General features: G+C 60.2%; 10 protein-coding genes. 8 read left to right on the forward strand and 2 right to left on the reverse strand.

Features of this window, described 5'->3' with window-relative positions:
* Positions 1–37 precede the first annotated feature (37 nt).
* Positions 38–511, reverse strand: a complete 474-nt coding sequence (locus ACIQV9_RS24650; protein ID WP_403107084.1) for a response regulator — start codon at positions 509–511, stop codon at positions 38–40.
* A gap of 252 nt (positions 512–763) precedes the next feature.
* Between ACIQV9_RS24650 and ACIQV9_RS24655 the strand changes: the two genes are divergently transcribed.
* The 8 genes from ACIQV9_RS24655 (at position 764) to ACIQV9_RS24690 (ending at position 9,927) form a co-directional block, all read left to right on the forward strand.
* Positions 764–2,704 (forward strand): putative nucleotidyltransferase substrate binding domain-containing protein, encoded by a 1,941-nt coding sequence (locus ACIQV9_RS24655; protein WP_403107087.1) that lies wholly within the window; start codon positions 764–766, stop codon positions 2,702–2,704.
* Positions 2,701–3,408, forward strand: a complete 708-nt coding sequence (locus ACIQV9_RS24660) for a PolC-type DNA polymerase III (RefSeq protein ID WP_403107090.1) — start codon at positions 2,701–2,703, stop codon at positions 3,406–3,408. Before ACIQV9_RS24655 ends, ACIQV9_RS24660 begins: the two co-directional genes overlap by 4 nt.
* Positions 3,409–3,649: 241 nt before the next feature.
* On the forward strand, positions 3,650–4,168 hold the full coding sequence (locus ACIQV9_RS24665; RefSeq protein WP_403107093.1) for an RNA polymerase sigma factor: 519 nt from the start codon (positions 3,650–3,652) through the stop codon (positions 4,166–4,168).
* The gene (locus ACIQV9_RS24670; RefSeq protein WP_403107096.1) at positions 4,165–5,136 is read left to right on the forward strand and encodes a FecR domain-containing protein; all 972 of its coding nucleotides are present in this window, start codon (positions 4,165–4,167) and stop codon (positions 5,134–5,136) included. The genes ACIQV9_RS24665 and ACIQV9_RS24670 overlap by 4 nt, the downstream gene beginning before the upstream one ends.
* Positions 5,137–5,376: 240 nt before the next feature.
* Entirely contained in the window at positions 5,377–7,803 is a 2,427-nt protein-coding gene (locus ACIQV9_RS24675; protein WP_403107099.1) for a TonB-dependent siderophore receptor, read from the forward strand.
* Positions 7,804–7,877: 74 nt separating this feature from the next.
* On the forward strand, positions 7,878–9,011 hold the full coding sequence (locus ACIQV9_RS24680; protein WP_403107102.1) for a PepSY-associated TM helix domain-containing protein: 1,134 nt from the start codon (positions 7,878–7,880) through the stop codon (positions 9,009–9,011).
* On the forward strand, positions 9,008–9,187 hold the full coding sequence (locus ACIQV9_RS24685) for a hypothetical protein (protein WP_403107105.1): 180 nt from the start codon (positions 9,008–9,010) through the stop codon (positions 9,185–9,187). The genes ACIQV9_RS24680 and ACIQV9_RS24685 overlap by 4 nt, the downstream gene beginning before the upstream one ends.
* 110 nt (positions 9,188–9,297) lie before the next feature.
* Positions 9,298–9,927 (forward strand): glutathione S-transferase, encoded by a 630-nt coding sequence (locus tag ACIQV9_RS24690; protein WP_403107108.1) that lies wholly within the window; start codon positions 9,298–9,300, stop codon positions 9,925–9,927.
* Positions 9,928–10,150: 223 nt separating this feature from the next.
* Here the strand turns inward: ACIQV9_RS24690 and creD are convergent, their stop codons facing one another.
* Positions 10,151–11,521, reverse strand: a complete 1,371-nt coding sequence (gene creD, locus ACIQV9_RS24695) for a cell envelope integrity protein CreD (RefSeq protein ID WP_403107111.1) — start codon at positions 11,519–11,521, stop codon at positions 10,151–10,153.
* Positions 11,522–11,795 lie beyond the last annotated feature (274 nt).

Here is an 11,795-nt window from a genome sequence, read left to right on the forward strand (position 1 = left end):
AAAAAGGCCCTGATCGAAAGATCAGGGCCTTTTTGCTTCAAATCGGTTCCTGCACATCCATTCCCAACTCATGCTTGACCAGTTCCAGCAACCTGCCGGTATCGATAGGCTTAAGCAGAAAATCCACCACACTCAAATGCATCGCCTCAATGGCGTCTTTCACATCGGCGTCGCCAGACACGATTATGATTGGCAAAGCCGCCCGAGCTGACTCACGTACCTGACGGACTAAATCCAGGCCATCTACATTGCCCATGCGTAAGTCGGTGATCACCAATCCGATTGAAAGCTTTTTCAGTTCCTCATCATTAACCAACATTTTGAGTGCAGTTTCGCCACTAGCGGCGGTCCTGCATCGAATACCATCAAGCTCCAGAATCTGCGACAACAGCTCCCGCGCGTCTTTATCGTCATCAACGATCAGCACCCGCTGCATCGGCAAGTCAGGTTCCAGCATGACGGCACTCAGCGCCTCGCGCTCGGCGTCACTCAAAATATCGTGGTCGGACATGGCTTTCTCTACGTATTCAATTCAATCCCCTAGCACTTTCGTCAGACATCGCTAAGCAGACCTACAATGTGCACTTCGTCGGAAACTTTTCCTATAGCCAATGTAGGAGGTTTTTCCTGCATTTGCGTCAGACATTTCCTAACTTCCGACGCCTGCAACGCCCGACCTAGACTTACGTCCAATGGGCACCCCGCGCGCAGGGGCCGACCATGGCGTAGTCATCCGACAACAATTCAAAAAAAGACTGCGGTAATGGTTATGAGTAAAGAGGACGCCTTTACACAGGCAGGGAAGACCGCGGTGTTGCAGAACATCCAGGGCACTTTGCAATTCCTTCAGCGCTTCCCGCCCTTCAATCAAATGGAACACGCGCACCTGGCGTACCTGGTTGAGCAATGTCAGATGCGTTTCTACGCCCCTGGCGAGAGCATCATCAAACCTGTCGACGGGCCGGTTGAGCATTTCTACATCGTCAAACAAGGCCGGGTGGTGGGTGAACGTCCGCATACGGCCAAGGGCGGCACCGAAACCACCTTCGAAATCACCACCGGCGAGTGTTTCCCCCTCGCCGCGCTGCTGGGCGAGCGTGCGACCCGCACCGAACACCTGGCCGCCGAAGACACCTTTTGCCTACAGCTGAACAAGCTGGCGTTCATCAAGCTGTTCGCACTTTCCACCACGTTTCGCGACTTTGCCCTACGTGGTGTCAGCAGCCTGCTGGATCAGGTCAATCAGCAAGTCCAGCAAAAAGCCGTGGAAACCCTAGGCACCCAATACTCGCTGAACACGCGGCTGGGCGAATTGGCCATGCGTCATCCGGTGACCTGCAGCCCCGCCACGCCATTGCGTGAAGCCGTGACCCTGATGCATGAGCAGCAGGTCGGCAGCATCGTGATCGTCGACGAGCACAAAGCCCCGCTGGGCATTTTCACCCTGCGCGACCTGCGCCATGTGGTGGCCGACGGCACTGACGACTTCAACGAAGTGATTGAACGCCACATGACCCAGGCGCCGTTTTTCCTGTCGCCGGATCACAGTGCCTTCGATGCGGCAATCGCCATGACCGAACGCCACATCGCTCACGTCTGCCTGGTGAAAGACCATCGTTTGTGCGGCGTGGTGTCCGAGCGAGATCTGTTTTCATTGCAAAGGGTCGATCTGGTGCACTTGGCGCGGACCATTCGCAGCGCCCAGAAACTGGAAAACCTGGTGGCGATACGCGGCGAGATCGGCCAATTGGTCGAACGCATGCTGGCGCACGGTGCCTCCTCGACCCAGATCACCCACATCATCACCCTGCTCAACGATCACACGGTGTGCCGGGTGATCGAACTGACCCTCGCCGAGAAAGGTGACCCCGGCATTCCGTTCAGCTGGTTGTGCTTCGGCAGTGAAGGCCGCCGTGAACAGACGCTGCACACCGATCAGGACAACGGCATTCTGTTCGAAGCCCGGGACGGGGCGCATGCCGCCGAAATTCGCGGCAAATTACTGCCCATTGCCCAGCAGATCAACCAGAGCCTGGCGCTCTGCGGCTTCACGCTGTGCAAGGGCAACATCATGGCCGGCAACCCCGAACTGTGTCTGTCCCGGGCCGAGTGGGCGCGGCGTTTTGCGGCGTTTATTCGCGAGGCGACGCCGGAGAACCTGCTGGGTTCGAGCATTTATTTCGACCTGCGCGTGGTCTGGGGCGACGAGCAAGGCTGCGAGCAGCTGCGTCAGGGCATTCTCGACCAGGTGAATGACAACCGCCTGTTCCAGCGGATGATGGCCGAGAACGCCTTGCGCAACCGTCCGCCCGTAGGACGTTTCCGTGAGTTTGTGCTGGCGCGCAAAAATGGTGAAAAAGCCACGCTTGATCTGAAGGTCCAGGGACTGACACCTTTCGTTGACGGCGCTCGACTGCTGGCCATGGCCTATGGCATCGAGTCCAACAATACCCTGGAGCGCTTTCGCGAATTGGTGGCCAAAGAGGTCATTGAACGGCTGGACGGCGCCGCGTATGAAGAGGCCTACCACTTCATCCAGCAAACCCGCATGCAGCAACATCAGCTACAAACCCGGGAAAACTTGCCGTACTCCAACCGGGTTGATCCAGACAGTCTCAATCATCTGGACCGCCGGATCCTGCGTGAATCCCTGCGCCAGGCTCAACGCCTGCAAAGCAGCCTGGCCCTGCGGTATCAGCTATGAGCCTGTTTTCATGGCTGCGCCCGGCGGGTCCAAGCCTGACTGGCGAACTCCAGCAACGTCTGCAACGCTTGCCCTCGGCGGCAGAGCTGAGTGAATGCAGCCTGCGCGAGCAGCGCTGGGTCGTGCTCGACCTGGAAACCACTGGCCTGAACCTGAACAAGGATCGGGTGCTGTCCATCGGCGCGGTGGTGATCGAGGACGGCGCGATCGACTTCAGCCAGCAATTCGAACGCACGCTGCAATGCGCCGATATGAAGCTGGGGCCCAGCGTATTGATTCACGGCCTGGGGCCGAGTGCGATTGCCGCTGGCAGCGATCCGGGGCTGGCATTGCTCGACTTCATGGAGTTTGTGGGTGACAGCCCGGTGCTGGCGTTTCATGCGCCGTTCGATCAACACATGCTTGGGCGTTCGCTGAAAGATCATTTGGGTTACAAATTGCAGCATCCGTTCCTGGATGTGGCGGACATCGCACCGCTGCTGTGTCCTCAGGCGCACATTCGCGATACCGGGCTGGATGAGTGGATCGACTGGTTCAAGCTGGAGGTTTTCGAGCGCCACAACGCCAGCGCCGATGCATTGGCCACGGCGGAGTTGGCGTTGATTCTGTTCAGCCGGGCGCGGCAGCAGCAGATTCATAGCCCGTTGAATTTGCAGCAGCGGGTAAGCCAGTGGAAACGCAGGCAGCGGGCGCCGTCCTTTTAGATTTTCGGTGGCTGTTCTGGCCTCTTCGCGGGCAAGCCTCGCTCCTACAGGATGTCGTCGTTCCACAGATCGGCACAAAACCTGTAGGAGCGAGGCTTGCCCGCGAAGAACGATAACGCGGTCCAACTGAAGTCCTCCCCATCAAAACCACCTGACCAGTGGCCAATTGCTTACCTCCCCCGCCTCTGCCACAATCGCGAACAATTCTCGTTAGTTAACACTTCCCAATCGGTGATGCTGCGTGTCGTCAGTCCAAAGCCCCCAAAGTGAGCTCGTTGGTGCGTTGTATCGCGACCATCGCGGTTGGCTATTGGCTTGGCTGCGACGCAATGTGGCCTGTCCGCAACGGGCCGAAGACCTGAGTCAGGACACCTTCGTGCGCTTGCTGGGCCGTAATGAGCTGAAGGAGCCTCGCGAACCGCGGGCGTTTCTGGTGGCAATCGCCAAGGGCTTGCTGTTCGACTATTTTCGTCGCGCAGCGCTGGAACAGGCCTACCTCACCGAATTGATGCTGATCCCCGAAGGCGAACAGCCGTCGGTGGAAGAACAGCAACTGATCCTCGAAGACCTGAAAAACATTGATCGCCTGCTCGGCCAGCTTTCAAGCAAGGCCCGGGCAGCGTTCCTCTATAACCGCCTCGACGGCCTCGGCCATGCGCAAATCGCCGAGCGTCTGGGCGTGTCGGTGCCCCGGGTTCGCCAATACCTGGCCCAAGGCATTCGTCAGTGCTACATCGCGCTGTACGGTGAGCCGGTATGAGCCCGGCCAGTTCCAAACCGGTGTCAGCCCACGTGCTGGATGCTGCGATTGCCTGGCAATTGTCCCTGGATTCCGGCAGCCCGGTGGAGCGCGAAGAATTCGCCAAATGGCATGCCGCCCACGAGGAACACGCTCGGGCCTGGCGTCAGCTGGGCATGCTCGACCAGCGTTTCAGCGTCGCCAGCGGCCCGGCGCGCACGGCGTTACTGCAATCGCGCGAAAGCATTCGCCGACGGGTGCGCAAGCTCGGCAGTGGCCTGGCCAGCATCGTCGCGGTGATCGGCCTGGCGCTGTTCGCCGGTGATCGTTATCTGCCCATCGACTATTGGCTGGCCGACCAGCGCACCGCCACCGGCGAGCAGCGCACCCTGCGCCTGACCGACGGCACGCTGATCAACCTCAATACCCACAGCGCGGTGGACGTGCGTTTTGACGAGAAGCAGCGACTGATCATCCTTCAGGCAGGGGAAATTCTCGTCGAAACCGGTCATGGCGATGCCCGGCCGTTTATCGTCGAAACCCGTGAAGGCAGCCTGCGCGCGCTGGGCACGCGGTTCCTGGTCAAGCGCGAGGACGACGGCACGCGACTGAGCGTGTTGCAGTCCGCGGTGGCGGCGCATCCGCAGTCGAGTCCTGAAGAGCAAATCTTGCGTGAAGGCCAGCAAGTGCTGATGCGCAGCAATGGCCTGGGGACCATCGTCGCGCTGAACCTCGGTGCCGATGCCTGGACCCGCGGCATGCTGGTGGTGGACAACGCACGACTGGAAGACCTGGTGCACGAACTCGGTCGCTATCGACGCGGGCATTTGGGTGTTGCGCCGCAGGTTGCTGACCTGCGGATCACCGGCAGCTTCCCGCTGCACGACACCGACAAGGCCCTCAGCGCGCTGCTGCCAACCTTGCCTGTGCAGATCGAACAGCACACGCCGTGGTGGGTGACGGTGGCGAAGGCTGACACCAAGCCCTGAGATGATCGTTCCCACGCTCCGCGTGGGAATGCAGCCCGTGACGCTCCGCGTCACATGCCGAAGCGGACGCAGAGCGTCCATTGAGGCATTCCCACGCAGAGCGTGGGAACGATCATCACATCCAACGATCTTTAAGCGCTCACTTACTGAATCGAAATTATTTTCATCCAGCCCTATCACTTTTGAATTCTCGCTCGGCACCTAGGCAATTGAGAAATATTTCCATTCAGGAGCCGCTGTATGTCCCGTTCGCTAGACACCTTGTTGCGCCCCAGCTTGCTGGCTGTCGCCATTGCCCTTTGCGCCCCGCTGGCCAGCACTCCGCTGATGGCCGCTGAACAGGCGTCCAGCGTTCGCGCCTACAACCTGCCGGCCGCGCCATTGGCCAGCACGCTGAACCAGATCGCCAGCCAGGCGGGCCTCGCCCTGTCGTTGAACCCATCGCTGGCAGCGGGCAAGACCTCTGCGCCGGTCAAGGGTCAGTTCGACGCCGCCGGCGCCCTGCGTGAAGCCTTGCGCGGCTCCGGTCTGCAACTTGAACAAAGCAGCGCCGGCACCTACAGCCTGGTCGCCATTCCCGAGGGCACACTGGCCCTGCCGGAAACCGCTGTCATCGGCGTCGAAAGTACTGAAAGCGCCTGGGGCCCGGTGGAAGGCTACCTCGCCACGCGCACCGCCGCCGGCACCAAGACCGACACCGCGCTGGTCGAAGCGCCGCGCTCGATTTCGATCGCCACCCGCCAGCAAATGGAAGATCGCAATGTGCAGAACCTCGATGACGCCGTGCGCTACATGCCCGGCATCGTCGCCAGCAGCTACGGCAGCGACACACGCGCCGACTGGCTGCGGGTACGGGGTTTTGAACCGACGCAGTTCCTCGATGGCCTGCCTCTGCCAAAAGGCGTCTACGCCAACCCGAAACAGGAAACCTGGAACCTCGATCGCCTCGCCCTGCTGCGCGGCCCGGCGTCGTCGGTCTATGGCCAGACCCCGCCGGGCGGCCTGCTGGACATGGTCAGCCGCCGTCCAACCGCTGAAGACAGTCACGAGATCCAGCTGCAATACGGCAGCGACAACCAGCGCCAGATCAACTTCGCCAGCACCGGCAAGATTGATGACGAAGGCCAGTTCCTCTACAGCCTTAGCGGCGTAGTGCGCGACAGCGGCACGCAGATCGACCACGTCGACAACAAGCGCTACAACATTGCGCCGAGCCTGACCTGGAACATCGACGAAGACACCAAATTCACCTTGCTCACGCAATTCACCCGCGACGATACCGGCATCACCAGCCAGTTCCTGCCGGTGCAGGGCACCAAGATCGACATGCCGTTCGGCAAGGTTTCTCATCACAAGAACCTCGGCGACCCGGACTGGGAATACTACGACCGCACCTACTACGCGCTGGGCTATGCGTTCGAACATCGCTTGAACGACGTCTGGCAATTCAAGCAGAACCTGCGTTACACCAAATCCGATTTGTCGTTCCAGGGGCTCACTGTCGGCTCGTATCCGTTCACCCAGGTGGATAACGAAGGCAACGTCGGGCGCACCAGTACCACCGTCGATGAAGACATCAGCCAGTTCGCCGTGGATAACAATTTGCAGGCCGACTTCGCCACCGGCGATGTCCGTCACACGCTGCTGCTCGGTCTCGACCACCAGCGCAGCAACACCAACTACACCTCTATTTTCGGCGACGGACTGACCACCAACGTCAACAACCCGATCTATGGCCAGCCCATCGTTCGTCCGCCGCGTTCCACCGCGTTCTACGACTACAACCAGAAGACCTACCAGACCGGCCTGTACGTGCAGGATCAAATGGCCCTCGACCAATGGCGCCTGACCGTCGGCGGACGTGAAGATTGGGTTCACACCAGCACCGAGTTCTTCAACAAGGGCGACGCCACCAACACCCAGCGCGACAAGGCCTTCAGCGGCAACGCGGCGATCAGCTATGTGTTTGACTCGGGCTTTGTGCCGTACCTGTCGTACGCCGAATCCTTCCAACCCACCACCGGCGCATCGGCCTCCAGCACCGAATCGTTCAAGCCGACCGAAGGCAAGCAGTGGGAACTGGGTATCAAGTATCAGCCACCGGGCAGCAACACCCTGCTCAGCGCGGCGGTGTATGACCTGACCCAGAAAAATGTCTCGGTCACCACCACCGTCGGCGCGACACCGATCACCAGCCAGACTGGCGAAGTGAAGGTCAAGGGCCTGGAGCTGGAAGCGGTATCCGACGTTACCGAAAACCTGAAAATCATCGCCGCCTACACCCTGGCCAAATCCGAAGTGCAAAAAGGCGACAACAAAGGCAACCGTCTGCAACTGATGCCTAACCAACAGGCTTCGCTGTGGGCCGATTACACCTGGCACAACGGCGTGCTGGACGGCTTCGGCATTGGCGCCGGCGCTCGCTATACCGGCAACACCTACGGTGATCAGGCCAACACCTGGCTGGGCAAGGCCGACGCTTATACCGTGTTCGACGCCGCGGTCCATTACGACCTCGGCCGTCTGGACAACACCTTGAAAGGCGCGTCGCTGGCACTGAACGCCACCAACCTGCTGGACAAGGACTACATCTCCACCTGTGACAGTTTCTACTGCTACTACGGCGACCAGCGCAGCGTCGTCGCCAGTGCAACTTACAAGTGGTAATTGCCTGAGCTGAAACGCTCCAAGACCCAAGCCGTCCTTCGAGGACGGCTTTGGTATTTCTAAGGGCTCATGAAATGAAAAGTAAAACAATTCGCCGCTGGTCCTTCGTCCACACCTGGACCAGCCTGATATGCACCGTGTTCCTGCTGATGCTGGCGCTGACCGGCCTGCCGTTGATCTTCCACCACGAGATCGACCACTTGCTGGGCGATGCCGCCGAATTGAAGCAAATGCCGGCGGACACTCCGCAACTGAATTTGCAGCAGTTGGTGCAGGCGGCGGAAAAACATCGCCCCGGCGAAGTCATGCAGTATTTCGGCTTTGACGAGGAAGAGCCCAACGCCGCGATCGCCATCATGGCGGCCACTGCCGGTACCGAACCCAATTCGTCGCACACCTTCATGCTCGACGCCCGCACCGGCGAAGCACTGGAGATGCCGTCGGCCAACGGCGGTTTCATGATGGTGATGCTGCGCCTGCACGTGGACATGTTCGCCGGGCTGCCGGGCAAGTTGTTGCTGGCGTTCATGGGGCTGATGTTTGTCGTGGCCATTATTTCCGGGACGGTGCTGTACCTGCCGTTCATGCGCCGGTTGAAATTCGCCACCGTGCGCCAGGACAAATCCACTCGCCTGCGCTGGCTCGACCTGCATAACCTGATCGGCGTGGTCACCCTGACCTGGGCGCTGGTGGTCGGGGTGACCGGCGTGATCAGTGCCTGCGCCGACCTGCTGATCGCCGCCTGGCGCAACGACGCACTGAGCACGATGATTGCACCGTACCGCGACGCGCCACCGCTGACGCAACTGGCGCCCGCGACCCGTTTGCTCGACATCGCCAAGGAAGTCGCGCCGGGCATGCAACCCGATTTCATCGCCTTCCCCGGCACACGGTTTTCCAGCGAACACCATTACGCCGTGTTCATGAAGGGCAGCACCCACCTGACTTCGCACCTGCTGACCCCGGTGTTGATCGACGCCAGTACGCTGCAAGTCACGGCGGTGGCCGAACGACCGTGGTACATGGACGCCATGGGCATGTCGCAACCTCTGCACTTTGGTGATTACGGTGGCATGCCGATGAAAATCCTCTGGGCGACCCTGGATGGGCTGACCATCATCGTGCTGGGCAGTGGGGTTTATCTGTGGGTGGTGCGGCGCAGGGCGGCGAAAAAACCTGTGCTCGAACAAGCGGAGGCTCAGGCATGAGGCCACGACAGTCGAACTTCTGGAAGGTCTTCGCCACGCCTACCGTGATCGCGCTGCTCAGCGCCGCGGGGTTGTTCGCCGCGTTGCTGGGCGATGGCGTGTGGGATGCCTTGAGCTGGCTCGGCCTGGGCGTTCCCGCCGTCCTTGCCCTGCGCGGACTCCTGCAACACCACTGATCCTTGTGGGAGCGAGCCTGCTCCCACAGGGTTAGGTGTTCATTTCTGATCTTGAGCAATCGGACCAACGCGCTATGCTGCCCAGCACTGCCCAACACCGAGACGTTGCCATGTCCGCCCCCAGCATGACCCTGTTCCACAATTCGTTATCGCCCTTCGTTCGCAAAGTCATGGTGCTGTTGCACGAAACCGGTCAGACCGACCGCGTGGCGCTGCAAGACTGCGTGCTCACGCCGGTAAACCCGGACCAGACGCTCAACGAAGACAACCCGCTGGGCAAGATCCCGGCCCTGCGCCTGGCCGACGGCAACGTCATCCATGACAGCCGGGTGATCCTCGATTACCTCGACCATCAACACGTCGGCAACCCGCTGATCCCCCGCGACGGTTCGGCTCGCTGGCGCCGTTTGACCTTGGCCTCCCTGGCCGACGGGATCATGGACGCTTCGGTGATGGTTCGGTACGAAGTGGCCCTGCGCGCCCCGGAAAAACACTGGGATGAATGGCTCGATGGCCAGCGCGACAAGATTCGTCGCGCGCTGGCACTGTTGGAGAAGGACGCGATTGCCGAACTGACCAGCCATTTCGATGTGGCAGCGATCAGTGTGGCGTGTGCGTTGGGTTACCTCGACTTGCGCCATCCGGATCTGGGATGGCGCGAGGCGAATCCGCAACTGGCGGCCTGGTATTTTGAAGTGAGTCAGCGGCCTTCGATGGTGGCGACGATGCCGAAGCTCTAGATCTTCGCCGACTGTACCGGCCTCATCGCGGGCAAGCCCGCTCCCACAGGGTCCTTGGCGTGCGCGAAATTCGTGTTCGCAGAAGATCCCTTGTGGGAGCGGCGGTGCGGCGATCCGACTTGCCCGCGATGGCACCCCACCGGATCTACCGGAAACAACACCGCAATCAGCGTCGCCAACACCTCCCCTTCCCGCTGATCCTCGCGCAACCCCAGCGACCGGCTCATTCCACCGCCCCAATATCAAACGCCAGCGGCTTGGCCGGTTTCTGCCCGATCCCGTACCAATCCAGCTTGCGGGTCAGCACCATGAATACGCCGAGCAAGCCGAACAGCAACAACGAGCCCATCAATAGCGCGTAATCCTCGGCACTCAACAAGCCGTAGAGCAAGCCATACAGCGCCGCCAAGCCCGCCGAAAAGCTCAAGCCGTGGCGCGCGCTACGCAGCACATGACAGACATAAAAGCCGATCAGCAACACACAACCGCCCGCCGACAACAGATAGGCCAGGGCAAAACCGATGTGCTCCGACAGCGACAGCAGTAACAGGTAGAAAAACGCCAGCGCCACGCCCACCAACGCATATTGCACCGGGTGCACCGCCAGGCTTTTCAGCACTTCGAAGAGGAAGAATCCGGCGAAGGTCAGCACGATGAACAGCAGCGCATATTTGATCGCTCGGTCGCTCTTCAGGTACTGGTCCACCGGATCGATGAAACTCACGCCAAAACTGCGGCCGCTGTACGCCTCGCACCCACCGCCGGACACACAACTGCTCAGCGCCTCTTGCAGGTTGGTGGAGAAAAACGAGGTCTGCCAGTTGGCGGTAAAACCCTGATCGCTGACTTCACGCTGCGCCGGCAGGTAGTTGCCGATGAAGCTTGGGTGCGGCCAGTTGGCGCTCAGCGACACCTTGCTGGTCTTGCCCACTGGAAGGATCTGCAACTGACCGGTGCCTTGCAGCCGCAGGTCGAAACCGAAGGTCAATTCCGTGGCTTGCTTTGCATCCAGCGCTGGCAACGTCACGTGTACACCTTCACCTAACCAGCCCACCTGGGTGCCCGGAACAAAGTCCAGGCGCTGGTCATTGAGTTCGAGTTTCAGGGCGTTTTCGATGCCGCGAATGTCGCTGATACCGACAGCCAGAAATGGCTGGTCGAACTGGTAATCGGCGAAGTCTTCCTTGATGCCCAGTTGCGCCGGGACCGAGAAATGTCCGCTGATGCGGTTGTCGGCGTGGAACAGTCGCGCCTCGTAAATGCCTCGGGAACGCAGTTCGGTCTGCACCTGGCCATCGAGTTCGAAGCGTTCCGGGAGGAAGTACAGACGACCGCGTTCCTCACCGACTTCCTGGTAGCGCTCGTTGGTTTTCTCGTTGAGTTTCCAGGTGCGCACCACTTTGCGATACGGCACCACCATCAGCGGTCCGCTCAGTTGCTGGCTGTAGCTGGAACTACGGGCAATGTCTTCGAGCACACCGTCACGCAATTGCTGGCGGTCCTGGATAACGCCGTTGATCATCAGCAACGGTATGAGCAATAACAGAATCAGAAGGGCAATGGCCCCGAGTTTTATGGTCAGGCTGCGGTTCATGGGACTCTCCCTGTTTGGATGGGCAGAGTCTGGAATGGGTGTGTGGGGGATTTATGAGGAGAATATGGAGATTTGTGGAGACTGGGTCGGCCCCTTCGTCGGAACGCCGCCCGGAGCAGGCTCACTCCTACATTTGACCGCGATCCCCTGTAGGAGTGAGCCTGCTCGCGATTGGCCGCGAGAGTGTCAGATTTTTTGTGTGCGGGCCGGTAACGGCCTGCCGTCAGGCAGGCCTTGATTTTCACCAGTTCGGCCTGATGAATCGATCTCCGTA

Origin of the sequence: Pseudomonas sp. NPDC099000 (genome assembly GCF_044759925.1) — a bacterium.
Lineage (GTDB): Bacteria > Pseudomonadota > Gammaproteobacteria > Pseudomonadales > Pseudomonadaceae > Aquipseudomonas.